Here is a 25,625-nt window from a genome sequence, read left to right as displayed (position 1 = left end):
AAGAAATTCGTGTGAAGCCGAGGTGCCCCATCAGCTAGCTATTGTAGCGGCGAGAGAGGCCGACTTGATTGCCGGCTGGATCGGCAAAAATGGCCCATTCAAGAATATTGGGAATCACTGTCTTGGGGACGATGGTTTTGCCTCCATGCGCCTCTATCTCGGCGAGAGCGGCATCGATATCGTCGGTCGCCAGGTAAACCAGGAGTCTACCGGGTTGATATGCCTTCTCGTGGGGTCCTTGAAAACCTCCGCGCAGGCCACCCTCCGCCTGGAATGTCACATAGTTATGGGCCGTATTGGTCTGAATGTTCCAGCCAAAGACCTCACTATAAAACATGCCTGCCTGGCTGGCATCGACTGCGGGAATCTCAATATGAGCGATTGAATAATTGGCCATAACTTTTTCCTTTCCTGATCTCATCTATTCTTCATTGGTGACAAAATCATCAATACCAGACCCCCTTATAGAGAGGACGAGAAGATGTAGATGTCTTCTATCGCTCTCTCGAGGTCATCTATATAGGGAAGTATACGCAATGAATGGTGACACCCTTATGTCACAATTCGGCGTAGTTATGGGCAATTTCGTGCACCACTTGTTGCACTCGTAGGCGCAGTTCCTCTGGCGCAAGCACCTTGGCATCTGTTCCCAGGCCCAGAACAATACTCACAAGCCAGTCATACTCCTCCGGGCGCAGTTGCAGGCGAAGCCATCCATCCCCTGCCTCAGTTCTCTGCAGACGCGGTCCCAGGTGTGGCTCATGCTCTAGCCGTAGCATACCACGGGCTGTCAGGAAAATATGTACCTCTGGATAGGAGGAATCAACATGCAGAATGGGAGTGGCCGGGCGTTCCAACTCGGGAGGTTCCATGGCTGCCTTCACCTCTAGAAAGCGATCCACGCGGTACACACGCGTTGCCTGGCGCTCATATGAGTACGCCTCGCAGTACCAGAGTCCCGCCGTGGTGCGCAAGCGCAATGGCAGGAGCGTTTGTTGTGAGACACCCTTCTCAGAGCAATAGCTCACGGAGACCCAGCACTCTTCCTGGGCGCTTTTCAGTAGCCGGTCGAGAAATGGCGTAGGATAGGAGCGCGAGGATGGCACATCAAGTGAAACTGCTTGCTGCAACTGCTCAAGGTTTACGCGCTCATGACGAGGGAGCAGAGTTTGGATCTTGAGCAGCAACGACTCGCGTTCTCCCTTAAAAGGCACATCACCCAACTGCGAAAGGCTGCTCAGGGCCAGGCGCAAGAGAAGGGCTTCGTGCAGAGTCAGAGCCAGTGGGGGCAGAGAGTAATCAGGTGGTAGGGAGTAGCCGCCAGTAGAGCCTAGTTCCGCCACAATCGGGATTCCCATCTCCCCCAGGGCGTCGATATCGCGTAAAATAGTACGCCTGGATACCTCAAAACGCCGAGCAATCTCCCCGGCCGTTCGTTTACCTCCCTGCAAATACAAAAGCATAGCGGTTAATCGATCTACACGATTCATTTTCTGACAGCCCCCTTTTAGCACTGTGCCCAATAGTATACAAAAGGCGTCAAGGCAGGCGCATCGTTCAAATGGACGATGTATTATTACGCGCTTGTGTCATTAATACCATGGTCTTTACGACTGCTCGCGGAAGAAGCGGCAGTCCTGGATGTGTTGAGTGAGGGGCGTCTGACCCTGGGGTGGGATTAGGCTATGTGCAGCATGAGTTCGCCGCCCGTGGTTGCCAGTATGCGGATGTGGGTGAGCGATGATCCTGAGCGCGATTGGGAAACGATCCTTGCTCCTGCGCTGGCGTATCAAGCTGGGGTGTACGCCCGGATGGGAACGGATGCCGGACACCCACAACCGCCCAACATTGATCCTCATACCTTGCGGCGTACTGGCCTGCTGATCGATACGCCGGAGAAGATGGTCAACATGATCCAGCCGATGCAGGCGAGCGCCCCTCTGACGGAGATCTGCTTTTGGTCCCATCTGCCCGGCGTCTCACATGAAGCGGTAATGGCCCATCTGGAGCGCGTCTCGAAGCACGTCCTCCCACCATTTTCCGCTAGAGAGGTATGATGGCAAAGGTGGTCTCTGAGGGTCTAATAGAATCCTACCGTGATCCTGGTGAATCTCCCGCATTGAAACGCCATGCGGGAGGTTCACCAGGAAAACCGTCAGAGCCCCATCACCGCTGCATTTCTTCCTCTTCCAGGTGCTCAATCTCCCCTGTCTGCTCCAATCCCCAACGTTTACACCATGGTCTTGTTTTCTCAAAATGCTCCACGTAGTGCTCTCCCCACGCGAGCATCGGGAGGATAATCTGTTGTAAGCTGGTTCCCACCTCCGTTAACGAGTACTCGACTTTCGGGGGAATTTCTTTATAGATCTCCCGATGGATGATGCCATCGGTCTCCAGTTCCCGCAGTTGTTGCGTCAGGATGCGCTGCGAAATGTCAGGTAAGAGCCGTTTGAGTTCGTTGAAGCGTCGAGGGGTTTCCAGCAGATAGTACACAATGAGGCTTTTCCATTTTCCCCCGATCACATCAGCGGTAGCTTCCATCAAGCATTGATAATTTCTCGTGTAGATGGGTTCTCGCATGCCTGTTTCCTCGTTCGTTCCAGTTACTTTTCTGTGACTACACCACATTTTTGTGCGTACTTGTCAAAGCATATACAGTCTACTACACTGACGCAAGACAGAAACACGCGTGACCAATCAAGGCATGGGAGCCTTTCCCAAGGGAGATACGCTTGTAAGAAGGAGCGCACATACGCTTGAGAAGGCTATCAACGGCGATGGTCTTAGGGCACCTTGAGGCCAGGAAAAACGATTGGCACGCGTGTTTTTGAGAGGAGAAAAAGCCCCGGAAACGGGGATGGTTCTCCCTTTGTGAAGAGAAGCAATATATTGAAAAAGGAGCTATAGATGCGATTACAAGGAAAAACGGCACTGGTCACGGGAAGCACCTCGGGGATTGGGCAAGCGATTGCAGAAGCCTTCGCGCGGGAAGGGGCACGCGTGGTGGTCAATGGTCGAAACGCGCAGCGTGGACAAGCGGTAGTGGATGCCATTCGAGCCAAAGGGGGGCAGGCAACTTTCCTTGCCGCCGATCAGGAGTCAATCGAGGGGGTACGACGCTTAGCCAAAGAGGCGACCACCGTGTTCGGGTCGATCGATATTCTGGTGAATAATGCAGGGATCTTCCCCTTTGCTCCCCTGGAGCAGGTAGATGAAGCTACCTTTGACACTACCTACGCGATCAATGTGAAAGGACCATTTTTTCTGACCGCTGCCTTAGCTCCCCAGATGGCGGAGCGTGGGTCAGGCAAGATCATCAACATTACGACCATGGTAGCCCACGTTGGGGAACCAACGATGTCGCTCTATGGCTCAACGAAAGCGGCCCTGACGCTGTTGACCAAGTCCTGGGCCACTGAGCTTGGACCCAGAGGGGTCAATGTCAATGCGATCGCTCCAGGCCCGACGTATACACCCGCCACTGAGGGCATGGTGGAAGGACTTCATCAATTAGCGACTGCCCTCCCGGCCAAGAGAGTGGCCCAGGCTTCCGAAATTGCCGCCGCTGCGGTGTACCTTGCCAGCGATGAGGCGGACTTTGTCCACGGGGCAACCATTCCCGTTGATGGAGGGCGAATCGCCATCTAATAAGCAGGTGGAAAGCTTGCATTGCCGCATTTCATAGATGCTATACGAGAGAAACATGTGAGAAAGGGAAAAGGGTGACTTCCCACATCCTGCATTTGGCATCACCGCTGGTGACGGTCTCCAGGTTGTTTGGGAAGAGGTGGTCGGCCCAACGCGAGCGAAGTGGCTCCTGTGGAGCGGCGAAACCATTGATGCACGGACAGCTGAACGATGGGGAGTGGTGACCGAGGTGCTCCCACATGATCAGGTGCTTGCACGTGGCCTGGCAATCGCTCACACGTTGGCAGCAAAACCTGATCTGTACCGCAGCAGGCTCCAGCGCTAGACGCTTAACCAGCGTCTGCGGCGTCGCATTGCCGAGGGCGTGCCTTTTGGGATGACCCTCGAAGGGCTCACTGCTAAGGAAGAGAACATGACTGGTATCTATACCATTGTATCGTCGCCAGATAGGTCTGGTTCTGGCACGAATACGATCATCGTAGGGAGTGGCATTGAAGGTGCCTCTGTTATTGATCCTACGGTTGCCGATCTCGCGCATCTTGAGGCCATTATTCATGCGGCCGAATCCCGTGGAGGAATTCGTCGTATTTTGATTACCCGTGGACACACGGGGGCTATGGATGGGGCTCAAACCTTGAGACAGAAGCTCGGTGTGCATATTTATGCCTGGAGTTTCAAAAGTGTTCCGTTTGCCCACTTTGAGATGTCCGATGGGATGCAGGTACCTGCTGGCTCTGAGATGTTACGAGCAATTCATCTTTCAAATGCCCTCTTTTTCTTCGGTCTCGAGCTTTTTTTCGATAAATGACCTAATTCAACTTTCTACGTTGACCATAGAGCATTCCACGATTATGGCGATCTTTTTCGCCAGTTGACGCTCATTCTATTCCACGCTTACAATAGAAAGCACATACTCATGCATACCCTTTGCATTCTCTTCAATCAGTTTGAGGGCCACGACCCTCTTCAGCTTGCTGCTGTCGTGGCAGCGTGATCAACTTGCACACGGAGTTTGGTCTTTGTGATAGACTGAGGATCTCTCGCAGACACGCAATCAGGCTCTTCTGAGGAGGAAAAATGAGCACAACCGATCCAGTTCCTATTGTGACCAACAATAGAGACGAACATCGCTATGAAGTGAAGATTAACGAACAGCTTGCGGTCCTGACCTATAAGCAGCAGGCGGGACGTATTGTCTTTCTTCACACAGGCGTGCCGCCTGCTCTGGAAGGACGAGGAATCGCGAGCCAGCTTGCGTCTTTTGCACTTGAAAATGCACTCGCGCAGCATCTCACAGTTGTTCCTTTATGCCCCTTTGTTGCCTCTTACATTCGACGCCATCAGGAATATCTGCCATTGCTCACAGAAGCTGAACAGGCCCGTCTCCTGGAAGGCTGAGGGACATGGGAAGCGGGCGTTCGTCAGGCAAGCCTGGATTGAGACATTTGAAAAATGACATCTGATCCAAGAGGAGTTTTAGCTCAAGCGGGAAGGGCATTCTTGAGAGTAGAAGCAGACCGTTTTTGATGAGAAAGGAAAAGATTTATGGCCAGGGTTTGTACCCATCTGGACCAGATTCAAGAGGTTACTCCATCCGCCAATGGTTGCGAAGACTGTCTGAAAACCGGGGACACCTGGGTTCACCTGCGTCTCTGCTTGATTTGTGGCCATGTTGGTTGCTGTGATAGTTCAAAAAATAAACATGCGACAAAGCATTTTCACGCGACGGGTCACCCGCTGATCCAATCTCACGAACCGGGAGAGGACTGGGTCTGGTGTTATATTGATCAGGTAGCAATGGAGTTGAGTTAAGCAGCAGTGTGAGAAGAAGCAAGACGTGAAAAACAAACTGATTGAACGATGGCCAGCGTTGGGCACTGGGGATCGATGTCACGATCAACACGCTCCCCAGCGAAATCAAAACCCCCATTCCCTGCGATCAAGATGAGGTTCATCAAGTGAGAGAATACTATGCTATAGTATCCCTGGCTGCTAGAGAGGTCAATCCCTTCTGGTAAAGGAACAGTTCTGCTACATATCGGAGGCGAATGGAGCGGCCTGTACCGTGCAGGGATGAGGAAAGGGGCGCTTGCGTTGCCCTCGCTGGAGAAGCGCTCTCCCTTATTACCATCTGCTTCTTAGAAGAAGCAAAAGGAAAGAGGACGATGACACAGGGAATATATCTGGTGGTCCCTGCGAGCTCGCAGGACCACTGTCAAGGAGGTCGAAGCAATGAGCTACCGTCCGCCGCTGGCCGATGACTCTGTCGCGTCTCCCACACTCGATGACTCCGAACTTGCCATTCTTGGGGCGCTCGGGACCCGACAATCGGTGGCTGCGGGCGAGTACCTCTATCGGGAAGGGGACACCACCTACGACTTCTACGTGATTCTCTCGGGAACTGTCGAGATCGTGGTCCGTTCCGACGGTGAGGAGCGGATCGTCGCTCGCCACGGTCCTGGTCGATTTCTGGGCGAGCTGAACTTGCTGACCGGCCAGCGGGTGTATCTGTCGGCCCGCGTCACTCAGCCCGGCGAGGTCATCGTCGTACCGAGGGCCGCGCTGCAACATGTGATCGCGACGAACCCCGGCCTCAGTGACACGATTCTCGCCGCCTTTCTCGTCCGCAGGTCTATACTGCTGAGCGGCGCATCAGGTGCCATCCGCGTCGTGGGTTCCCGGTTCTCGCCCGAGTCACTCCGGATCCGCGAGTTCCTGGCCCGCAACCGCATCCCCCATGAGTGGCTGGACCCGGACCGCGATGCTGCCGTCGACCGCCTCCTGCGCGAGTTCTCCGTCACCCCGGGCGAGTTGCCAGTCGTGATCGCCTCCGGTTCAGTCTTGCGTCGCCCGACCCCTGGAGGGCTGGCGGAGTACCTCGGCTTGACCATCAACAGCCTTCCCGAGCGTTGTTTCGATCTCGTCGTAGTCGGTGCGGGGCCAGCCGGTCTGGCGGCGGCTGTCTATGGCGCCTCCGAGGGACTGCGAACCCTGGTCGTCGAGATGGCCGTCGTTGGGGGCCAAGCAGGGACCAGCTCGCTCATCGAGAACTACCTCGGGTTCCCGACCGGGATTTCCGGAGGCGACCTCACCCAGCGGGCCTTTGTGCAAGCTGAGAAGTTCGGCGCCCACCTCACAAGCCCGTGTCTGGCCTCGTCGCTGCGTGAAGAGGCCGGGCATCTCGTGGTCCGCCTTTCGGATGGGACTGATGTTGCATGTCGCGCTGTGATCGTCGCCAGCGGGGTCCGCTACCGGCGACTCGATGCTACCCGTCTCGCAGACTTTGAAGGCAACGGCGTGTACTACGCGGCCACCGAGATGGAAGCCCGCCTCTGCGCCGGGTCGCCGGTCGTGGTCGCAGGAGGGGGCAACTCGGCTGGTCAGGCTGCACTGTTCCTGGCTGCGGCTGGCAGCCCAATCACCATCGTCATCCGCGGCCACGACCTGAACGCCAGCATGTCGCGCTACCTCGTCGACCGGATCGAGGCCGATGCTCGCATCAACGTACGAACCAACACCAAAATCGCCAGTCTGGAGGGTGACCAGACTCTCACGTCGATACGGGTCACTACTGTTGGCGGCGATGTCGTGCTGCCGTGCAGTGCTTTGTTCTCCTTCATCGGCGCAGATCCTGCCACGGATTGGCTGACAGGATGCGCGGCCCTCGATGAGCACGGTTTCGTGCTCACCGACCGGTCTCTAGGCGAAGAGCACCTCGACGAACGATGGGAAGCATTGGGCCGGCGACCGCTGCCCTTTGAGACTAGCTATCCCGGATTGTTCGCCGTTGGCGACGTCCGGGCGGGCTCGATCAAGCGAGTCGCAGCTGCTGTTGGCGAAGGCTCGGCCTCGGTGCGTTCCGTCCACGAGTACCTCGCGTTCGCTCATTGACCAGAACGGTGAGCTATGCAAAGGCCCAAAATCGCCAGTAGCCGCCTTTTCCCTCAAGCTCAAACACCTCCAACTTTCTGCAAAACTATGGTCCCATCAAGCTGCAAAACCATGGGTAAAATGACAGCTTGCTGATAGAATCGCTTTGTGTTCTAATAAATACATAGAAAGAGTGCGATATGACAAAACCTTATTTAAATACTTTATATACCCTATGCGGCTTCCCCTTTACCGGAAAGAGCACGCTTGCCAGGGAACTTGAAAGTTGGTTAGGAATAAAACGCGTCTCAATCGATGAGATTAATGGTGAGCGAGGCATCTGGAACGACGAGACCGGTATGTCAGCAGAAGAGTGGGAGCGAACCTACCAGGAAGCCTACCGGCGCATCGCCACGCATCTCAGCCAGGACGTAGACGTAATCGATGAATCGGCAAATTTCACCAGGGAGCAGCGTGACCGCCTGCGAGATATAGCCGAGCAGCACCACGCCCAGGCCAGCGTTATCTTCATAGATATCCCGCTATCTGAGGCCCGCCGCAGATGGCAAGCCAATCGCCAGATCAGGGCACGAGCGGACGTACGAGATGAGGACTTCGCCCATGTCGTCGACAATTTCGCCCCACCAACAGAAGACGAACACGTGCTCCACTACGATGGCTCGCTTCCGCCCGCAGAGTGGGTTCGGCACACATTTCCTAAAGAGAAAGGGCTAGAAAGTTAATTCACATGATTGACAGACATAGCCAGCAAAATCTTGATCAGGCCATACTGCTTGAGCTTGTCAACCAGTATTACCAGGTTCAGGTCGACACGCTTCAGCAGTTACCAAGCCCAACAGGCAAATTGATCTACCAGGTAGGGCTAACAGACGGAACAAGCTGGATACTTCGCCTGACGCCTGCACATGACCAGGCTATGCTTAACGAACTAGGGCAGTTCCTGCGCTTCTTTGAAGAGGTAAGCTATCCCGCTGAGCGCGTCATCCCAACTACTGAAGGAGCAATGTTCACCACAGTAGGGGATCGCGCGCTCTGTATGACAACGTATCTCACAGGCACACCGCTGGACTATTCACCCACGTCCTTTGCGCTGCTAGGGACGGCCCTGGGACGGCTACATGCTCTCAAGCCAGCACTTACCTATACCCCGCCCAAAGCAGGCATGCTTCCTGCGGGCGAACTGGCCTTCGCCCGCCAGCAATTGACCTCAATAGAGCATGCTGTGCCGCACGATGCCCTTAAGCAATACCAATGGCTCGATACAGCCCTCACATCCATCACCTATGGCAGCGATCTTCCCGTAACGCTGATTCACAACGATTGTCATCCCGCGAATGCCCTTTTAAGCTCGCCTGGACAGGCAACACTGCTAGATTGGGAGGGCGCGGGCATGGGGTCAGCCAGTATAGATGTGGGTTTCCTGCTGACGAACTGTGATGGAAAGGTCCCTTGGGACCCCATAACGAGCGCATCTTCTCAGACAGAGGATACACTTATTCGCTCCGCCATCGAGGGCTACTGCCTTCATTACCGCCTGACGCCAGCCGAACTCGACTATCTACCGGATGCGATCCGCTTCCGATCTCTGGTCTTTGGCACTGGCTCTTTCGTCCAGGCTATCAAGCGGCATGAAAGAGCAGCGTTTTCGCAACAGTGGTGGAGGCGCTACACCTCAGCGGAAGAGGTTGCAGGCAAGGCGAGAATGTATTTTTAATAGAACATTCTCGCCAACAACGACATTGGCGGAAATCCTGCGAAGATGCTCAAACAGTTGTAGGCGGTCCCAGGCGGATGCGCGTGCGGACCTGCTCAAGAGAGTAGTTCCAATCGAAGGCCTCCTGCCACCAGGTCACGCCAGCTTCGGCGAATGGCTGTATGACTGCCCGATCCTGCGCTTGATCGCTACCCGTGGTGTGGCCAGCGGCGATCACGTCGAAGGGTTCAACACCCTGACGCTGTGTTTTGAGATAAGCCGTTAGCTCCTGGTAATCCTCGGGTATCAGTTCTCGTCCCTCAGCAATGGGGCAGACACCATCCCAGCGCGCGGCGCGGCGAAAGGGCTTCTTGTTGGGCCAGACGCCCGCGACCCAGATGGGGATGCGCGGCTGCTGCACAGGCGTGGGCAGGAAGCGTGCCTCCGTGAGCTGGTAGTGCTTCCCTGTGTAGCTAAAGGTCTCGCCGCTCCACAGCTTTGTAAGCACCTCCAGGCTCTCGTCCAGCATCTCTCCATGCAGGCGGTCTTCGCCCGACTCGCCAAAGCAGCTAAACTCCCGGCCAAAATCGCTGCCAATGCCCACACCCAGGATCAAGCGCCCACCCGAGAGCTGGTCAAGGGTTACCGCCTCCCGCGCCACCTTCCACGGTCTGCGGCGCGGCAAGGGAGTCACGATGGGTCCCAACTTGATGCGCTGTGTGCGCATAGCCATCGCCGTCAAAGCGATCCAGGGATCGGCCATCGGCACCTCCCAGCTTGCCCCAATATGATCCCAGATAAAGAAGGCATCCCAGCCAGCCTCCTCGGCCTCATAGGCCAGTTCGGCCAGCAGCCTGGCATCGCCATATAGGCCAAAATTAGGTGTATTGATAGCAAAATGCATTTCTGCCTCTCCTCTCACTTTTGCATATATCGAGAGAAGTATACTCTGTATTCCTGACATCCCCTGTCTACATTTCCGCTTTTTTTAGCCTCTCTAAAGATCACATTCGCCTGGATAGGCTTTTCTGTCAAAACATCGCAGCCGTTTCTACAGCTTATCAATTGGAAACACCATCTAAACGACGCTATATCACTAATACCCAAATAGGCTATAAATAAACCGTGATATCTATTACAAAAACGTAATATTTGTGCATATAACTCAACCATAAAACACAAACGTAGTACGGTTAAGCATTGTTTATCAAGTTAAAACCATTTCATTTATCCTCTTTACCTATTTACTCTTTTAACAAATCATTCACATTAAAAATAGACTAGTGCATATAAATATGATACATTTACTTCTACTGAGTAGATAGAGTAAAAAACTCTACTCTATCCTTATCTATTACCTTCTTACGTAAAAGTTTTAACTAGAGCCTGCCATGAAGTAAGTGACAGGCGGTAAGCAACCAAGGGACAAAGCGCTAAAGCGCGAGCACAGGAAAAGTCAACGAGTTAATACCGTCACCATCGCATCAAGACAAGGAGGAGCATATGAATACTATATCGAATCACCCATGGTCTCCCGGCGAGCTTATAGAAACACAACAGGATGCGCCCTCAAAAGGCCTGTTTCAGTGGTGGTACAGCCTGACTGCGCTTCCTGATGCCTCTGTCACCGCAAGTGTCGTTCAGCGAGAGGCAATACGCAAATCGCGCTTAATCAGTGTCATCGTTGCCTGCCTTCTGATCAGTTTCACCGCTTTTATCCCAGGCTGTTTAGCACTCCCAAACCACTATGTCATTGTTGCGGATCTGGGAATGATGCCTTTCTGCATTATTGCTTTGATACTCAACAAAACCCAGAAGCCAACCCTGGCTGGTGTATTGCTGACCGTGGCTTTTGAGCTTGCACTTATGCTCGTGATATTAACATCAACACCGTTTGACGAACCAAGCCTGCAACAGTATGAGCTGTTTGTTTTCGGTGAGTTGCTGGCGGTGTCCTTAATCACACCCGCGAGTGTTTTCGCAGTCGGTCTCTTTAACATCGGCTTTATCTCATGGAGCTTAGTGTTTCAAACGCCAAAGGACCCTCATCTAATAGCAGTTTTACAGACGCAGTTTGCGCCTATCTGGGTAAGGCCCGTCGCCGTTCAGTTCCTTGTGGCAGGCGTGACCTACTTGTGGGTGATAAGTGCGACGAAAGCCATTGCACGCGCCAATCAGGCAGAGATGATCGCCAAACTTGAACACGAAATGGCTGACCAGAAGCGCGACCTCGAAGCGGGCATCCAACAAATCTTGCAAACGCATGTCTATGTAGCCAATGGGAATTTCAACGCGCGTGCTCCTCTTACGCAGGATAATGTGCTCTGGCAGATTGCACAGGCATTGAATAATTTGCTCATCCGTTTTCAGAGGGCAGTACAAGCAGAGAGAGAATTAAAACGGTTGGAAGAAGCAATAAGTTTTTCCGTAAATAATATCCAACAAGCGGACGTTGATAAACAAATGCCCGTACTCCAGCCTACACGAACATCACTCGATCGTATGATCGCGGTTCTTCAGGGGCGCACACTCGGTAAGGCTTCGGCTTATCCCAGCCAGCCAGGGAGCCGGGTTCCGCCACCTCAAAGTAATCATGGCGACTGGCCGCAACTCAGGCCCTGGAGGAATAGCATAATGAGCCAGACCAGCAATACACCTGATATGGACTCATAGTTTATCGCAAGTGAAAGGAAACCTCTTCAATGCCGTCAGCCATCCATGTCTTGCTACAGGCCCTAGAGGAAATCGGAGTAAAGCATATTTTCGGTGTTCCAGGGGGACCACTCGTCCCCCTGTTTGAAGCTCTCGCCGAACGACAACATATCCAACCTGTTTTGGCCAAACATGAGGAGGGTGCAGCCTTTATGGCCGAGGGCTACGCGCGTGTGCGGGGCGGTCTGGGCGTCTGTTGTGGCACAAGTGGACCAGGGGCAACAAACGCCCTCACTGGCATTGCCAGCGCCAATAGCGATTCCATCCCAGTGTTAGCACTTACCGCACAGGTAGCCACCAGCGTCTTTGGCAAAGGAGGCTTGCAAGACAGTAGTAGTGGTAATCGGACTGCGGACGTTGTCGATATGTACCGTTCGGCAACAAAATTATCGCTCATGCTCCAAAACAGCCAACAAATGCAACATATGGCCCGCCGTATGATACGAACGGCACTTACCGGGCGGCCAGGGGCGGTACATTTAAATCTTCCTGCCGATATCGTCAAACAGCCTGCACCCGATGATGGACTGCCAACAACCCATTTTTTTACACGCAGTACCTCTACCGGAGATCTCGCGGCTATTCAGAAGGTTGCCAGAATTTTAAGGGACGCGAAGAGACCAGCCATATTTGCTGGACATGGTATCAGCGTTTCGCGCGCGTGGCCTCAACTACAACGGGTCGCCGAAACCCTACAAATTCCCGTAGCGACTACGCTCAAAGGGAAGAGCGCCTTTCCAGAACGGCATCCACTCTCTTTAGGGGTATTCGGCTTTGGCGGGCATCCCCTGGCAGAGACCTACCTCTATGCGGAAGATGTTGATGTGCTGCTGATCATTGGCACCAGCCTGGGTGAGTTTCAAACCAATGGCTGGGACCCGCGCCTGGCCCTCTCTCATCGTACAATCATCCAAATCGACCTCGATCCGCTGGCTATTGGTAATATCTATCCTGTTAACCACGGCATTGTCGGCGATGCCAAGGCCGTGCTCAAAGTACTTGCTGCGGCGCTCACTGGACTCGTTCCAGCTAGCCGAGGCTCAGTGAGTGCTCTGGATCGGCTACGGAAGACGATCCCGCGCTACTATAATGCGAAGACGCTTCAGGGTGAGGCCTCCCTCCTCAAGCCCCAGGCCCTTGTGGCAAAAATGAACGAAGTACTGCCAGATAATACGCTGCTGTTCGTGGATAACGGGAACTGCCTGAGCTGGGTGGGACAGTTTTACGAGGCCAGGCGGCCTGGAACGGTGTTTTTTGCGACGAATACAGCTTCCATGGGGTATGCTGTGGCTGCCTCCATCGGCGGCAAAATTGCCGCGCCCGATAAGCCTGTTGTGGCATTGCTTGGCGACGGAGCCTTCGGCATGCATGGGATAGAGGTACACACAGCTGCGGATTACAACATTCCGGTAATCTGGGTGGTCCTCAATAACGGTGGGCACGGAATGGTGTATAACGGGGAGAAGTTGCTCAATGGCGTATCCTACCTGACCACCTTCGACAAGCCACTAAATGTGAGTGGCATTGCAAATGCTGCCGGGGTCTCCGCGGTGAGAACCACCAGCCTTGACAAGTTCGAAGATAGCCTCCGCCAGGCGATTGACGCGAGAGTCCCCTGCGTTATTGAGGCAATGGTAGACCTTGAAGAGGTGCCGCGTTCCCTGCAACAACGCGCCGATACCTTAACAGCTTTCTTTGGAAAACAAAAAGAGCGCGCGCTCGTGTAATTAAAGGCCTCTCGTCTCAGGCCTTTGACAGTGCTAGCCGCCAGTTTCATCAGGAATTTCCAGTTCTTGCCTCGGCTCGCTACGCGAGTCTCGGGGTAAGGGGTGTGGGTGGAAAACGGCATTGCCATTCTCCACCCACACCCCTTACCCCGGTGGGCCAATGCCATAAGCCGGAATGAGTTGCAGATGAACATTATTGAGAATCTTAAAAGTACCCTCTCCATGAGACATGATTTTGGAGCAAAGGGAAAGCCACACGTTAGATCAAAAAAGCGCAAGAAACGGATAGGTATCAAAGGATGCGGCTACTGCATGCCACCATACATACGCGGTAATGATGATCCTATTTTTCAACAGATCACTACCCAGGCCAATGCACAGGGAATTACCGAGAAGGACCTTTTCGTCGGCATGAAGGAAAGGCGATACCTGGATAAAGATGAACGGATTGAGCCGCTCATGATTGAAGCGTCTCGTCTGGCGCTTAAACAAGCCAATATCACCCCGGAAGCGATTGATCGGCTCTATGGATACGCCTCAGTCCCGGAATACTACACGCCAAATAGCCTCTATGTTGTGCATAACGGCCTGCAACTGCCCGAGCGAACGTTAGTTGTGCCACACAATAATGAATTTAGCACCTTCCTGCTAGGTGTGCTAGAAGCCTTCAACGCGATTACAATGGGTTGGAGCGATCATGCTTTGGTCTGCTGCGGTTCAAATTGGACACAATATATGGATTACACGCAGGGACACTCACTTAGTATCGGCGACGGGGCAGGGGCCGCGGTTATTGGACCAGAGGCAGACTTTGAGATCATTGACTATGCGACGCAAACACTCAGTGACCAGTATGGCGCGATGACAATGCAAGCTCGTGACTCACCCCGCGCGACATACAAAATAACCGAAGATGTTGGCATTTATTCCTTCCAGGTTTCGGCAATGGAAGGAATACCGAAGATGGTGCAACAACTACTATCCAGGAATAAGCTAACGGGCCGTGATATCGCGCTCATAACCCATCAGGCCTCTCGTGTCCTTATGGATCACTGGGAAGAAAGCCTTCAACCACGAGAATATCCGGACACGCTAGAACTATTTGGCAATCTAACGCTGGCGTCCTATCCCGTTACGCTGGCCTATCATTATCTCACTATCTCATCGAAGTATCTTGTGTTAGCCGCCTTAGGCGTTGGTTATCACCAAACAGCGTTGTTGTTAAAAAGGACAGGCTCTTGAAACGAAGCCATGACATTAGTTCAATTTGTGTCATCAATTGGCCAATTGATGACACAAATTGAACTGCCATTCACCCAAAACGCCGCAGGATGCCCCTGCCCTTTCAGGCATGGGGAGGAATGCGGCGTTCCTTTGTCGGTGGCTTGGGTGGAATACGCCGTAGACATGCTCTCATCTGCTCATGTATTGTTGACAGTCAGATGAAAACTATGGTATAATTTAGCGTACGAAAACGGTATTAACAGCGAAACTCAAATTAAATACAACGCCCGAGCAATTCAAGGCATTACGTACAACGCAACTGGCGTATCGGGATTCTCTCAACTATGTGAGCCAGTACGCCTTTGAGCATGGCAAGATGAGCAATGCTGTTCGTTTGCAAGATGCCACCTACGAAGAGATCCGCCTCCGTTTTCATCTGCCTTCGCAAATGGCCTGTTCTGTTCCTCGCCAAGTTGGAGCCTCGTATAAAACCCTCTGGACAAAGGTCAAGAACAATGCTGTTCATCGTAAGGAAGGGAAGACCAAGAAACGCTACAAAGGGCTTGATAAGGCTCCCACGTTCATCTCCCCCACGTTGACCTATCAGTACAAGAAAGACTACACCTTCAAGAAAGAGCAGCAGGTGAGCATCCTGACCCTTGAGGGACGTGTTATCGTGCCCTATACTGGCTACAATAAGCATGTGGCATTGATCCAGCGTGGAGCGGAGATTGGTGCATCGAAACTCTGGTATGACAAGCCCAAGAAACAATTTTACCTCCTTGTCTCTCTTGCAATTGAGACGGCTGATCCTACACCTGAAACACACAAGCAAGTCGTTGGCGTGGATGTGGGGATGCGATACCTTGCCGTCACGGCGACGATGCAAGGGGATTGCACCTTCCATTCAGGCAAACAGATTGTCCCCAAGGCAAACCACTACGCACGACTGAGAAAACGTCTGCAAAAGAAAGGCACTCGTTCAGCGACAAGAAGGCTCGTTGCCATCAGTGGACGAGAGAGACGGTTGAAGCAGAATACCAATCATGTCGTGAGTAAGCGGATTGTCCAACAGCCCCCTCAAAGCTTGATTGGACTGGAGCATCTGACAGACATTCGAGAGCGTACCAAACGACGCAAAGGCAAAAATGCAAAACAGCGAAAAGCCAATCGTACCTTCTCCAAATGGTCCTTCGCTGAGTTGCATAGCATGATTGCCTATAAAGCGCTCTTACATCGAAGTATGGCAATCAAGGTCGATGCCAACTCTACCTCGCAAGCCTGCCCCAAATGTGGGCACACCTGCAAAGAGAATAGACCCAACAAAGGATTGCTCTTCGTCTGTCAGAATTGTCAGTACACGCTCCATGCCGATCTGGTTGGTGCAAGAAACATTGCGATGCGAACGCTTCTTATCCGGCAAGACTGGAGAGGAACGGGCCTCTTGTCAGTACGCGCCTTCTGTGTCGGACGATGAAGCCAAAGCCGCACGCCTGAAAAGGTATGCTGAATTGCGGTGGAGTTCAGACACAACTCCAAGCCCTCGGCTTTAGCCGTAGGGTACTGACTACTGATTAATTACCATTAGCTCTTGGCACAAAGCGGGTCCGTCGAGATATAGATATTGCCCCAATCATCGGGAGGCCAAATACCTTGAGCATTATCGACGAAACCTACGAGACAAGGTTTACGCACAATCAATGTATTGCTCTGGCTTATGGGCAGCCAGGCAACATCGTTGACTAGTTGTTGCTCTGCCTTGTTGTACAACTGTATACGCTGCTGCTGGTTAAGCGTCGTATCTGCCTGCTTGATCAGTTCCTGTGTCTGTAGTTGCGATGATACATTCGCAGACTTGTTATGAGCATAGTTCAATCCATTGCCACCGTTCTGGTTATCCAGGAACAAATCAAGCCAGTCCTGGGGATCAGGATAGTCTGCGCCCCAACCACTCTGCCACATTATGGGGCCATTGGAATTACCCTGTGCTGTGCCGAGATACTGGTTGCGCTGGTTAAAGTCGAGGTCATTAAGTGTCACATCGACGCCTAGCACAGCTTTCCACATCTGCTGCACGGCCTGAAACTCGTTCTTAGCATCGGGCGAACCATTGGTAGCTACAGTAAATGTGAGCTTTGGCAGAGATGAAGGCGTCATGCCCTCTTCTTTGAGCCCTTCCGCAAAAAGCTGTTTGGCTTTTTGCGCATCGCCACGGGTACTTGTGACTCCGGCTGGGCCAAGCAATTGCGTGTTATATCCAAGCTGCCCTTGCGGAATTATATGGTTGGTGGCAAAGACAGTATCTTTGCGAATATTATGCGCGATCTTCTCTTTGTCGATGGACAGGGCAAAAGCCTGGCGAACCTTGATATTGTCAAAAGGCTTGACCAGGTAGTTCATCGTATAGTAGCCAATGGTGAGCGCGGGCGTGATATGGAGCTGCTTTTGCGGCAACGCTTTGGCCGACTCAATATTAGCTGTCGGCACCGGCGCATCATCCGTCTGCCCTACCTGATAGGCTTTAAAGGTTGTAGGTGCATCCTTATAGAAGAAGAAAATGACTTTGCCAAGCTGAGGTTTCTGGCCAGTATAGTGTGGATTCGGCACGAAGGTAATTTGCGTGCCATGCGTATAGCTGGCTACGATCCAGGGACCCGCTCCGCCTCCTTCAGTCAGATGATCCATAAACTTTTGATTACCATATTTATCTACAAGTTTCTTCTCAACAACCCACGAACTGGTGTAGGTTAAGGCCTGGAGAAAATACGGAGCCTTTTGCGTAATAACAATCTTCACCGTCGTCGGATCAGGAGCAAACAAGCTATCATTGATTAATGTTGTGACCTTTCCATTGCTACGTTTATCCCCATCCTTGATAAGCCCAAGATAAAAGGGGGCTGTCGTGGATTTGAGGGCGGGATCAAAGGCACGGTCAATGCTCCAGACAACGTCCTCTGAGGTCAGGGGAGAACCGTCACTAAAAGTCAGGTTAGGCTTCAACTTAAATGTCCAGGTCAAACCATCAGGGGATTGTTCCCATGATTGGGCTAGCTGACCATAGACCTGAAGCCGGTTGTTAAGCTGAACTAAACCGCTAAAGACCATACCAATAGCTGACGTAGAAGGTCCATCTCCGGCCAGTGCGGGATCAAAAGTCGCAATATCACTGATACCGCTGATGGCATGGTGAAATACTTGTTTGTCTGCGGTCGCCTTCGTGGTAGTATTGGTGGTATTCGAATCTCCACCACAGGCTGCCAGGTATAAAGCAAGCAAACAAAAAATAAGAGGGAGGAAACGACGCATGTTTGCTGTGTTCACGTGCATGTATCTCATCTCCTTCGAAGGTGATAGGTTCCTTTGTAGGGATCTTTACATCGGTCTACAGCGGAAAATAGTGGCTATTAGTCCGCCAGGCTATATTTAGCAGAAACCAGGGAGGCAAAATGCGCACCTCTGATCGCCTCCCTTATATAGCTTGGCGATCTACTATGGGGGGTAATGCTTTTTATTGTAATCTGAAAGCAAGAAGACTCGCAATCCATAGATACGACAAAAATATAGAATATAACGACATTAGAAGTATATATCATTACATTTTCATAGGAGCGCGAGTTATATGTTATTTATAATCACAACTATTTGTAATCATCCAGGAGCCTGACCTTGTAAAATGAACCGGGTTCAGCATAGGCTTTTTTTCTCTCTAATAGGCTTTTTTTTCTCTCTAATAGAAGAGATTTCTCCCATGCCGAGCGACATGGAAGAAATCACCCTTATACTTACGCGAAGTGCTTGACCAGGTCAGCCACAAGAGCTCGGAGGATGCGCTTATTCCCCTTCAGACTCGGATGCAAGCCGTCCCAGGAGACCAGTTCAGAATCAGCAGGCTGGCCGAAAAGCTCCCAGAGATTGACGGCAGGATCAGGCTGCTTGAGCACGGCTTCGGCTACACACGCGGAATCTTCGTTGTAGAACATGATCTGCCCAAGCTGAAAGAAGGGGAAGGCGGCAATCTTCTCCTCGATCAGCGAGGTAGGCGTCATCCAGATCCACTTTGCACTTGTCTGGCTGGCGGCGAAGTGACGCAGCATGACCAGGTTCTTCTCCGTCTCTTCAGGGCTTACCAGGGGCTTAGTTGGAGAGGCACCATGCCTGCGCCCATCGTTGGAGCTGATGTGGCAGATAATCCAGTCGGGCCGTTCATTCACCACGGCGCTAAAACGGGCAATCTCATGCGTGCTTGTATCCCCGCTGACGCCCGCGTTGACAAAGCGAACGCCATCCTGAGGGCGTCGAAGGGCGAAAACGGCACGCAGGATTTCGAGCCAGGATTGCAGGTCATCGGTTGTACTGGAGCCAAAGCCAACCACCTTAGCACCAGGAGCAAAGGGAAGCTGGTCCACAAGCGCGGCAAAGTCCGCATCGGCCAGCAATTCCTCGGCCGCCTGGCGCACCCGAGCCTGGAAGCCCTGGCGGATCTCGTTATATGTCGCGACATCGATCCCAAACATGTTGGCAATTATGGCATCATTTATTCCAGGGAATTGAGCTAGAGCCTTCTCTGGATGAGTCAGTTGAATCCAATATTCAAGCATCTGGCGCTGAGAAATAGAGTTGGTCATACGAAATTGCTCCTTTTATTTACTTCAATCCATTGTGCCATATTTTTTTGCATCCTAAACAGGCCTCAGACATTCACAAACTACCATTTCAGTATAAAGGAGATATAGCCCGCTGTCTCTGTCCAAAAGCAGAAACACTCCCTGGACAAAATGCCAGGAAAGAGTATGGTCCTGTTTGCATATACCCACACACCATATTGATGGTATTATATACACCACTTCTTCACCATAGAAACTTATGAGGAGAGTTTCACCAATATGAATACTAAGACACTAAGTTCACGTACAGGCTTCCTGACCGATATACTTTTGCTACTACTGGCAGGTATGCTACTTTACTATGGCTCTTCATGGCAGTTCTCAAGTAAGTATGTAGATGCTGCTATTTATCAATGCTATGCAGTAGCATTCTGGCATGGGCAAGATGGCCTAAATCAATTACCTGGCGAGCAATGTGCATTTCTGAATAATAAAGGTATGCTTCAATCTGAGATACAGAGACTGCACAAATACCATGCTCCTGCCCCAATAATTTCCCTGGCTGAGCGCCAGTTAAGTGGTGTACGTTCACACACTACCCCGCGCGAATACCCAATTCTAACACTGCTACCTTTTTCACTGCCCTTAATAGTTCCCTTCCAATTTTATCAGCAAGCTTTTGCCTGCCTAGTGCTCCTGGTTGTAGTACTGCTCTATTTCTTGGTTAAACACTTCATCTCGACTCGGAGTGCGATTCTCTTCCTGATCTATGCTGTTATAGCAGGCTGGTCAACGCTAACAAGCCGCTTCGATATCTTTCCTGCTGCTTGCACTATGTTTGCATTGCTCCTGGCTGAACGCAAACGCTGGACCTGGGCATATGTCTGCATCGCTCTTGGAACGTTCCTCAAATTCTATCCAGTTCTGCTGCTATTGCCACTACTGCTGGCACAACAACAAGCTTCTCAAGGGCTATGGTATGCACGCCAACGCTGGTTACCCGTCCTGGTCGGCTTTGTTGGATGTACCATACTTATCACACTGGCATCACTTCTGATTAGCATTCCCGGCACAATGGGAGCATTATCCTATTTCCAGGCTCGTCCTCTTGAAATAGAGACACTTAGTGGAGCCTTCATCTGGCTAGGAAGCTTTGTAGGGTTTCCTTATCATTATCGCTATGCTTTCGTCTCAATGAATGTCACAAGCACATTAGATAGCATTGTCTCTCTAGCAGGAACTTTGCTATTAGTAACTGGGATTCTTACTCTCTGCTGGCTACAATGGCGCAAGAAAATCGCTTTATCCATGGTGTTCCTGGTCATGATAGTACTCGTACTGGTAACAGGGAAAATTTTTAGCCCTCAATATATCATCTGGCTTCTGCCATTACTTGCCACAGCCAGGCAAGAAACACGGCCTGCAATTGTATTATGGACCTCGGTAATGCTTCTAACCTATTTTATCTATCCTGTTGTATATAATGCAGGCTCTCCTCCACCTGAAACTATCTTTCCGCTCTCCCTGGTAAGAGGCCTGCTGTTACTCGGCTTTGTCATAGGAACACTTATTCGAAGCTCGCTAGCGCAACCCCCTGAACAACAAACACATATTCCCAACACATTGCCAACCTCAATAGCAATCGAGCCATAGCTATCCAACTTTTATTGCCTTGATAAAAAGCAAATTATCAAGAAATGCTATCAATTATGAAGGTGCATTTGTTCAGTTACTGGCAATTGCTCGTCGAGTGAAAAGAAGTGATGACACATTGTCTATTAGCAATGTGTCATCACTTCTTTTTAAGCCCTACCAAGCTTGCGGATAGGGGTGCATGTAATTAGAAAAATCTCTATTAGGAAACCTGCGTCTCCTCAATATCAGAGGACTGATAGACCTGCTCAAGGGTCTGGTTGCGGGCGCGAGCAATGCGTGCCAGGCGCTTCTCGAACTGCTGGCGCGCGTAGTCACGCACGGCTTCGGGGGTGCCATTCTGCTGCTGATCGCTCTGGATAGCGCCGAAGAGTTCGTTCATGCGATCCTCGACGATGGGCCAGAGGGACTTGTCCTGGGCCACCAGGCGCGAGATCAGGAAGACCCCATAAGCGATGTGTCGCGACTCATCGCGCTTAATATACTGGATGCCCTGTTGCAGGCCAGGCATGATATTGTTCTGTGTGAGCAAGCGGAAGAAGCTGAAATAACCTGTCTCGGCAAGCACACCCTCGACAATCATGTTATAGAGCACCGAGGCCCGAGCCTGGTTCACTGGTGAGGGATCGGTGAGCAACAGGTTCATCTCACGCGGCAGGTCGTCGGAGAAGAGGTCGCGGGTATTGTTTGCAGTGCGCACACCATGCAGATCACCCTCGGCCTGCATGACCTCGTCGAGGATGCGGCGAAAGAACTCGGTGTGCTTCCCCTCTTCCCAGAGAAAGGTCGTGAGAAAGAGCTCTTCTTCCAGGCGCCCCTCACGCGCCACAGTCATGATCAGAGGCAGGAGGTCCAGCGTTACAGCCTCCTCGCCTGCCTGAAAACTAAGAATCAGGTTGCGCAGCCGTGTCCTGGGATCCTCCGCCAACTGTTGCCAGTCCTGGCAGTCCTGGCTTAGATCAATATCGCGAGGGTCCCAGGTTCCCAACTTCTTGGCCTTGTGGTAGAGCCGCATGGGAAGAATGTCATGCCGCAAACCACGGCTGCTTAGCGTAGTATAGGTTCGACGAGGCATCGTTGCCATAGGAGCCAACTCCTTCTCTTGCTTCTTGCTTCTTGCTAAAAACAGACTGTTTCAGTCTGTTTCGCATATGGTTTCATCAATCACTATAGCAAGTGTAGTTTTCAGCTAAGAAAAAATCAAGTAGGCTCAAGTCAGAGCTAATACATTGTTTGCCGTTGCCGCCATATAGTGTGGGTAATTTCATAGAGTGTTAAGCCATCCTCTTTTATAATTAAGGCCTGGCGGACTTCTATAAGCAAAAGATACCCTTATCCTCATAGCACAAATCTGTGAAAAAGATGTGCTTAATATGTTATTCTTTTAGTAGTTTCAGGCGCCTAATGTTTCTAATGGTATTTCAATTGATGGCGCAAGTAAAGCGCTATGTATGGAGGGCGAAATCCGCATGGATCCCATTCACAATGAGGAACAGCAACCCCAACCGCAACATCAAGACGAGCAGAATCTGCCGGCCGACAAACAGGCCGATCCACCCGAGAAAGACGTTATTCTCCCTGAACAGCAGGAAGCGTTATTTCCAATCAGTCAAGACGAGGATACCGCTCCCAGGCCCAAGCACCCCATAGAGGAACATCCAACCTTTCAAGAATATGGATCATCAACGCCTGCAGCCGCAGCCGCAGAGTCCTATGGAGAAAGTACACAAGTTGTGTGGCAGGAGGCGCCCTACGGACCAACACCCCAGCCAGCGCCTCCGCCACAGACGCCCCAGGTCCAGCCCGTACCAGGGCCGTATGATCCCTACAATAGCCAGCCTTCCTGGCCAGGCTATCCACCACAAGCAAACACGGTCCCAACAAATCCATACAACCCATATGCCAGCCAGCCAGGCGTTGGCTCAGGCATAAACTATGCGGCCACTTCTGGCATGAACTATCCTCCAGTCGCGCCCGCGCCTGCCTCAAAGCCACCCAAACAGCCAGGAAAGCTGGCTCGCCCTCTGCCGCTCTGGGGGGTTCTGGGAGGCCTGGGCCTGCTGATCGTCCTCTTCGTGGTCCTGCACCTTACTGGAAGCGATTGGGCCGCGGGATCAGCCCATGCCGCCGTGGCGGCGCTACTGCTAGGCGTTCTCTTGCTGATCGCGCTCGCCGTTCGCATGGGAGATGGGATGGCCTCCATTCTCAATAAGACGCGTGTGCGCCAGGCCATAACTTCTGCCATTATCATCATTGTGCTCTTCATCTACTCGGGCGTGGCCTTCAGCATTCAGCCCTCTCTGCACATCGCGCAGGCCCATAGCCTGGAGAATCAGCAACAGTGGCAGCCTGCTATCGATGAGTATACCCAGGGAGGCGAGCAGGCTCCCGATGGTGCAGATATTGCCCGGACCTATACCTCCTGGGGCCTGGCGCTAAATAAATCACAGCATTATAACGAGGCCTTAACCAAATTTGATACGGTCATCCAGAAATTTACCGCTAGCTCGGTAAATGATGAGCTCCATCGCGCTCAAGTGGGGGATATTGCGGCGCGTATCGGCCTGAGTCGCCAGAGCCTGGACACAAAAGATTACGATGTGGCTTCAAAGAGCCTCGACACAGTTCTGGGACTTCCTTACTGCGATAACACCTGCCAGGCACAGGCCAGCGCCCTGGATGCCACGGCCTACTACAATATTGGCGAAGGGAAGCTACAGACGCAAGATTATGAGTCAGCGGTCAACGCCTTCGATAAGGTACTCACTAAATTCTCCAGTGCTCCTGAAGCTGGGCAGTTGCATAGCGACATGGCAAAGGCACTGCTGGGAATGGGAAAGCAGGAGCGCTCCTCATCCTGCTCCACCGCCATCCCAACCTATCAACGCCTGGCCAAGGAGTATGGTGATACCAACGAGGGCAAGTCAGCGCAAAAGGATTTGAACGCGCCCCAGGACATCACGGGACACTTTACCAATGTCGAATCCGACGTTCCCTTTAATCAGATCGGGCTGACGACAGGTCTGAAGGGTGGAATGGGAAAGGACGAACTCTTCGCCAAATGGGATGCCTCGAAGAAGACAGGTATCCAGGGCAATGGCAACTTTGCCTTTCATGGCATTTCCCAGGGTAGCTACGACCTGATATGGTACGCCAACAATGGCTCCTATGAATATGTTGAATTCATCTATCACCAGGTATCACAGGAACCAACCTATGTGGCAGAGGTCGGTCCCCTCTGTCCCGTGAACATGGGCAATGTCAGCAACGTTCACACGGTGTAGAATGATAAAACATGCATATTTTCCAGGTGAAGCACATGTGCTTCACCTGGAAAATATATTATTTATCTGCGCCAATCTGGCGGAGCAGCGCTGGTAGGTCTAGCAAGCCCCGGTGCGAAACGATCTTACCATTGACGACTTTGAAGAAGCGGTAACGGCCAACTTCAAACTTTTTGCCTGACGCTGGTATACCACGAAATGGTCCAGAATGTGTTCCGCAGAACGTCTCACAAACCGCGACAGTATCGCCTTCGTCAACAATTTCTTCAATAATAGTCTTATGATCAGGAAACGCCTCATTTACAATTACCAATAGATGCTCAAGTCCCTCACGGTTGCGTGGCTCAGATGAATAATCGTAATAGGCTGGATCAAGGATCTCATCGAGCACATCCGCCTTATTCTCGTTCCAGACTTCCGTGACGAAACGTTTAATGACATCCTTGTTAGTACTGTTAGACATCTTACCCCCCTGTAGTGATCAGTAAAAATGTTTTCAGAAAAGAGAAACTGCGGTATAATAGTCAAGCAATTTGACTACATTGCACAGTATATAATACCAGCCAGAGATAGTCAAGCAACTTGACTATCTCTGGCTGGTAAAAAAGGGAATCGACGACGATGGAATTTGCACCCAATTACGAACTGACGCCTCTACTAATGCTTGGCTCTCGGGCGGTAATTGATGACTTACATAGACATATGGCCACGCTTGGCTACGATGATGTGCGGCCCGCACATGGCTTCGCTTTCCAGCGGCTCGCACCATATGGGGCAACCGGTAACGAGTTGGCCGAGTTTCTGGATATCACCAAACAGGCTGCCAGCGAAATGATTGACTACCTGGAGAAGCGCGGCTACGTTACACGCCAGCCAAATCCAGCCGATAAACGCGGCAAGATCGTAACCCTCACAGAGCGAGGCTGGGGCTGCATCCGCGAGACAGAGGCCTACCTCACACGCCTGGAGGCGCAGTGGGCAGAGATCATCGGACCTCAGCGTATGCAGGAACTACGCACCGACCTGCGCCAACTTATCACGATGGCCAATGGAGGAACGCTGCCGCATAAGTTTCGCCCGGTATGGTGATGACAATATTAAGGATGTTAACCAACGCTGCTAAAGCACGCTTCTGCATATAATGATACGTCATGCGACATATCATTATATGCAGAAGCGTGCTTTAGCA

At 51.9% G+C, this 25,625-nt stretch carries 23 protein-coding genes and 2 pseudogenes; 17 read left to right on the top strand and 8 right to left on the bottom strand.

All coding sequences use genetic code 11. The features are described 5' to 3' along the window. Positions 1–34: 34 nt before the first annotated feature. Complete coding sequence (locus KRAC_RS35415) at positions 35–397, bottom strand: VOC family protein (RefSeq protein ID WP_007915760.1); 363 nt, start codon at positions 395–397, stop codon at positions 35–37. A gap of 160 nt (positions 398–557) precedes the next feature. After that, entirely contained in the window at positions 558–1,490 is a 933-nt protein-coding gene (locus tag KRAC_RS35410) for a helix-turn-helix transcriptional regulator (RefSeq protein WP_007915758.1), read from the bottom strand. 204 nt (positions 1,491–1,694) lie between these two features. Here KRAC_RS35410 and KRAC_RS35405 point away from each other — a divergent pair, with 204 nt between their 5' ends. After that, positions 1,695–2,057, top strand: coding sequence for a hypothetical protein (locus tag KRAC_RS35405; protein ID WP_211221373.1), 363 nt, complete (start codon positions 1,695–1,697; stop codon positions 2,055–2,057). A 109-nt stretch (positions 2,058–2,166) separates the two neighbouring features. Here the strand turns inward: KRAC_RS35405 and KRAC_RS35400 are convergent, their stop codons facing one another. Beyond that, entirely contained in the window at positions 2,167–2,580 is a 414-nt protein-coding gene (locus KRAC_RS35400; protein ID WP_007915754.1) for a winged helix-turn-helix transcriptional regulator, read from the bottom strand. 327 nt (positions 2,581–2,907) lie between these two features. On the opposite strand from KRAC_RS35400, the gene KRAC_RS35395 reads away from it, so the two are divergent. The 9 genes and pseudogenes from KRAC_RS35395 to KRAC_RS35365 all read left to right on the top strand — a co-directional run bounded on the left by KRAC_RS35395 (position 2,908) and on the right by KRAC_RS35365 (position 9,253). Further along, positions 2,908–3,648, top strand: a complete 741-nt coding sequence (locus KRAC_RS35395; RefSeq protein WP_007915752.1) for an SDR family NAD(P)-dependent oxidoreductase — start codon at positions 2,908–2,910, stop codon at positions 3,646–3,648. A 97-nt stretch (positions 3,649–3,745) separates the two neighbouring features. Beyond that, a pseudogene (locus tag KRAC_RS76585) lies at positions 3,746–3,973 on the top strand (enoyl-CoA hydratase/isomerase family protein); the annotation flags it as partial. Positions 3,974–4,060: 87 nt separating this feature from the next. Next, positions 4,061–4,456 (top strand): MBL fold metallo-hydrolase, encoded by a 396-nt coding sequence (locus KRAC_RS73945; RefSeq protein ID WP_169460959.1) that lies wholly within the window; start codon positions 4,061–4,063, stop codon positions 4,454–4,456. Positions 4,457–4,725: 269 nt separating this feature from the next. Beyond that, positions 4,726–5,046 carry a GNAT family N-acetyltransferase gene (locus KRAC_RS35385; RefSeq protein WP_007915750.1) on the top strand — a complete coding sequence of 107 codons (321 nt, stop codon included), beginning with the start codon at positions 4,726–4,728 and terminating at the stop codon, positions 5,044–5,046. Between the two features lie 147 nt (positions 5,047–5,193). Next, positions 5,194–5,460 (top strand): ubiquitin carboxyl-terminal hydrolase 14, encoded by a 267-nt coding sequence (locus KRAC_RS35380; protein WP_007915749.1) that lies wholly within the window; start codon positions 5,194–5,196, stop codon positions 5,458–5,460. A 41-nt stretch (positions 5,461–5,501) separates the two neighbouring features. Beyond that, complete coding sequence (locus tag KRAC_RS73940) at positions 5,502–5,666, top strand: hypothetical protein (RefSeq protein WP_169460981.1); 165 nt, start codon at positions 5,502–5,504, stop codon at positions 5,664–5,666. 214 nt (positions 5,667–5,880) lie between these two features. After that, positions 5,881–7,539, top strand: coding sequence for an FAD-dependent oxidoreductase (locus KRAC_RS35375; protein WP_007915748.1), 1,659 nt, complete (start codon positions 5,881–5,883; stop codon positions 7,537–7,539). A gap of 179 nt (positions 7,540–7,718) precedes the next feature. After that, positions 7,719–8,261: a P-loop nucleotide/nucleoside kinase family protein gene (locus tag KRAC_RS35370; protein WP_007915747.1), complete on the top strand. Its 543-nt coding sequence runs from the start codon at positions 7,719–7,721 to the stop codon at positions 8,259–8,261. A gap of 5 nt (positions 8,262–8,266) precedes the next feature. Beyond that, positions 8,267–9,253 carry a phosphotransferase enzyme family protein gene (locus KRAC_RS35365; protein WP_007915746.1) on the top strand — a complete coding sequence of 329 codons (987 nt, stop codon included), beginning with the start codon at positions 8,267–8,269 and terminating at the stop codon, positions 9,251–9,253. 49 nt (positions 9,254–9,302) lie between these two features. On the opposite strand, the gene KRAC_RS35360 is transcribed toward KRAC_RS35365, so the two are convergent. Next, positions 9,303–10,136: an LLM class flavin-dependent oxidoreductase gene (locus KRAC_RS35360; RefSeq protein ID WP_007915745.1), complete on the bottom strand. Its 834-nt coding sequence runs from the start codon at positions 10,134–10,136 to the stop codon at positions 9,303–9,305. Between the two features lie 599 nt (positions 10,137–10,735). Here KRAC_RS35360 and KRAC_RS35355 point away from each other — a divergent pair. From KRAC_RS35355 to KRAC_RS35340, 4 genes and pseudogenes are all read left to right on the top strand, one after another. Then, positions 10,736–11,905, top strand: a complete 1,170-nt coding sequence (locus KRAC_RS35355; protein ID WP_007915744.1) for a hypothetical protein — start codon at positions 10,736–10,738, stop codon at positions 11,903–11,905. 29 nt (positions 11,906–11,934) lie between these two features. Next, on the top strand, positions 11,935–13,671 hold the full coding sequence (locus KRAC_RS35350; RefSeq protein WP_007915743.1) for a thiamine pyrophosphate-binding protein: 1,737 nt from the start codon (positions 11,935–11,937) through the stop codon (positions 13,669–13,671). A gap of 312 nt (positions 13,672–13,983) precedes the next feature. Then, positions 13,984–14,913, top strand: a complete 930-nt coding sequence (locus KRAC_RS35345; RefSeq protein ID WP_244422418.1) for a 3-oxoacyl-[acyl-carrier-protein] synthase III C-terminal domain-containing protein — start codon at positions 13,984–13,986, stop codon at positions 14,911–14,913. Positions 14,914–15,214: 301 nt separating this feature from the next. Further along, positions 15,215–16,448, top strand: a pseudogene (locus tag KRAC_RS35340) (RNA-guided endonuclease InsQ/TnpB family protein). Positions 16,449–16,479: 31 nt separating this feature from the next. Here KRAC_RS35340 and KRAC_RS35335 read toward each other — a convergent pair. Further along, positions 16,480–18,222: a peptide ABC transporter substrate-binding protein gene (locus tag KRAC_RS35335; RefSeq protein ID WP_007915741.1), complete on the bottom strand. Its 1,743-nt coding sequence runs from the start codon at positions 18,220–18,222 to the stop codon at positions 16,480–16,482. A 455-nt stretch (positions 18,223–18,677) separates the two neighbouring features. Continuing rightward, positions 18,678–19,520, bottom strand: coding sequence for an SGNH/GDSL hydrolase family protein (locus KRAC_RS35330; protein ID WP_007915740.1), 843 nt, complete (start codon positions 19,518–19,520; stop codon positions 18,678–18,680). A gap of 258 nt (positions 19,521–19,778) precedes the next feature. Here KRAC_RS35330 and KRAC_RS35325 point away from each other — a divergent pair, with 258 nt between their 5' ends. Further along, positions 19,779–21,152, top strand: coding sequence for a glycosyltransferase family 87 protein (locus KRAC_RS35325; protein WP_007915739.1), 1,374 nt, complete (start codon positions 19,779–19,781; stop codon positions 21,150–21,152). Positions 21,153–21,354: 202 nt separating this feature from the next. On the opposite strand, the gene KRAC_RS35320 is transcribed toward KRAC_RS35325, so the two are convergent. Beyond that, positions 21,355–22,236, bottom strand: coding sequence for a R2-like ligand-binding oxidase (locus KRAC_RS35320; protein ID WP_007915738.1), 882 nt, complete (start codon positions 22,234–22,236; stop codon positions 21,355–21,357). 385 nt (positions 22,237–22,621) lie between these two features. Here KRAC_RS35320 and KRAC_RS35315 point away from each other — a divergent pair, with 385 nt between their 5' ends. Beyond that, complete coding sequence (locus KRAC_RS35315; RefSeq protein ID WP_007915737.1) at positions 22,622–24,436, top strand: tetratricopeptide repeat protein; 1,815 nt, start codon at positions 22,622–22,624, stop codon at positions 24,434–24,436. Between the two features lie 58 nt (positions 24,437–24,494). Here KRAC_RS35315 and KRAC_RS35310 read toward each other — a convergent pair whose 3' ends face one another. Then, entirely contained in the window at positions 24,495–24,899 is a 405-nt protein-coding gene (locus KRAC_RS35310; protein WP_007915735.1) for an ester cyclase, read from the bottom strand. 158 nt (positions 24,900–25,057) lie between these two features. Here KRAC_RS35310 and KRAC_RS35305 point away from each other — a divergent pair, with 158 nt between their 5' ends. Beyond that, the gene (locus KRAC_RS35305) at positions 25,058–25,525 is read left to right on the top strand and encodes a MarR family winged helix-turn-helix transcriptional regulator (RefSeq protein WP_007915733.1); all 468 of its coding nucleotides are present in this window, start codon (positions 25,058–25,060) and stop codon (positions 25,523–25,525) included. Positions 25,526–25,625 lie beyond the last annotated feature (100 nt).

The organism is Ktedonobacter racemifer DSM 44963, assembly GCF_000178855.1.
Taxonomy (GTDB): Bacteria; Chloroflexota; Ktedonobacteria; order Ktedonobacterales; family Ktedonobacteraceae; genus Ktedonobacter; species Ktedonobacter racemifer.
This window is presented reverse-complemented; position numbering and strand designations above follow the sequence as displayed.

Bases quoted from the DNA above. Each gene is read 5' to 3' on its own strand.
- KRAC_RS73945 (WP_169460959.1), top strand. From the start codon at position 4,061: ATGACTGGTATCTATACCATTGTATCGTCGCCAGATAGGTCTGGTTCT.
- KRAC_RS35345 (WP_244422418.1), top strand. From the start codon at position 13,984: ATGCCACCATACATACGCGGTAATGATGATCCTATTTTTCAACAGATC.
- KRAC_RS35360 (WP_007915745.1), bottom strand. From the start codon at position 10,136: ATGCATTTTGCTATCAATACACCTAATTTTGGCCTATATGGCGATGCC.
- KRAC_RS35335 (WP_007915741.1), bottom strand. From the start codon at position 18,222: ATGCACGTGAACACAGCAAACATGCGTCGTTTCCTCCCTCTTATTTTT.
- KRAC_RS35370 (WP_007915747.1), top strand. From the start codon at position 7,719: ATGACAAAACCTTATTTAAATACTTTATATACCCTATGCGGCTTCCCC.
- KRAC_RS35395 (WP_007915752.1), top strand. From the start codon at position 2,908: ATGCGATTACAAGGAAAAACGGCACTGGTCACGGGAAGCACCTCGGGG.
- KRAC_RS35325 (WP_007915739.1), top strand. From the start codon at position 19,779: ATGAATACTAAGACACTAAGTTCACGTACAGGCTTCCTGACCGATATA.
- KRAC_RS35320 (WP_007915738.1), bottom strand. From the start codon at position 22,236: ATGGCAACGATGCCTCGTCGAACCTATACTACGCTAAGCAGCCGTGGT.
- KRAC_RS35375 (WP_007915748.1), top strand. From the start codon at position 5,881: ATGAGCTACCGTCCGCCGCTGGCCGATGACTCTGTCGCGTCTCCCACA.
- KRAC_RS35350 (WP_007915743.1), top strand. From the start codon at position 11,935: ATGCCGTCAGCCATCCATGTCTTGCTACAGGCCCTAGAGGAAATCGGA.
- KRAC_RS35365 (WP_007915746.1), top strand. From the start codon at position 8,267: ATGATTGACAGACATAGCCAGCAAAATCTTGATCAGGCCATACTGCTT.
- KRAC_RS35310 (WP_007915735.1), bottom strand. From the start codon at position 24,899: ATGTCTAACAGTACTAACAAGGATGTCATTAAACGTTTCGTCACGGAA.
- KRAC_RS35400 (WP_007915754.1), bottom strand. From the start codon at position 2,580: ATGCGAGAACCCATCTACACGAGAAATTATCAATGCTTGATGGAAGCT.
- KRAC_RS35330 (WP_007915740.1), bottom strand. From the start codon at position 19,520: ATGACCAACTCTATTTCTCAGCGCCAGATGCTTGAATATTGGATTCAA.
- KRAC_RS35410 (WP_007915758.1), bottom strand. From the start codon at position 1,490: ATGAATCGTGTAGATCGATTAACCGCTATGCTTTTGTATTTGCAGGGA.
- KRAC_RS35380 (WP_007915749.1), top strand. From the start codon at position 5,194: ATGGCCAGGGTTTGTACCCATCTGGACCAGATTCAAGAGGTTACTCCA.
- KRAC_RS35415 (WP_007915760.1), bottom strand. From the start codon at position 397: ATGGCCAATTATTCAATCGCTCATATTGAGATTCCCGCAGTCGATGCC.
- KRAC_RS35405 (WP_211221373.1), top strand. From the start codon at position 1,695: ATGAGTTCGCCGCCCGTGGTTGCCAGTATGCGGATGTGGGTGAGCGAT.
- KRAC_RS35385 (WP_007915750.1), top strand. From the start codon at position 4,726: ATGAGCACAACCGATCCAGTTCCTATTGTGACCAACAATAGAGACGAA.
- KRAC_RS35305 (WP_007915733.1), top strand. From the start codon at position 25,058: ATGGAATTTGCACCCAATTACGAACTGACGCCTCTACTAATGCTTGGC.
- KRAC_RS35355 (WP_007915744.1), top strand. From the start codon at position 10,736: ATGAATACTATATCGAATCACCCATGGTCTCCCGGCGAGCTTATAGAA.
- KRAC_RS35315 (WP_007915737.1), top strand. From the start codon at position 22,622: ATGGATCCCATTCACAATGAGGAACAGCAACCCCAACCGCAACATCAA.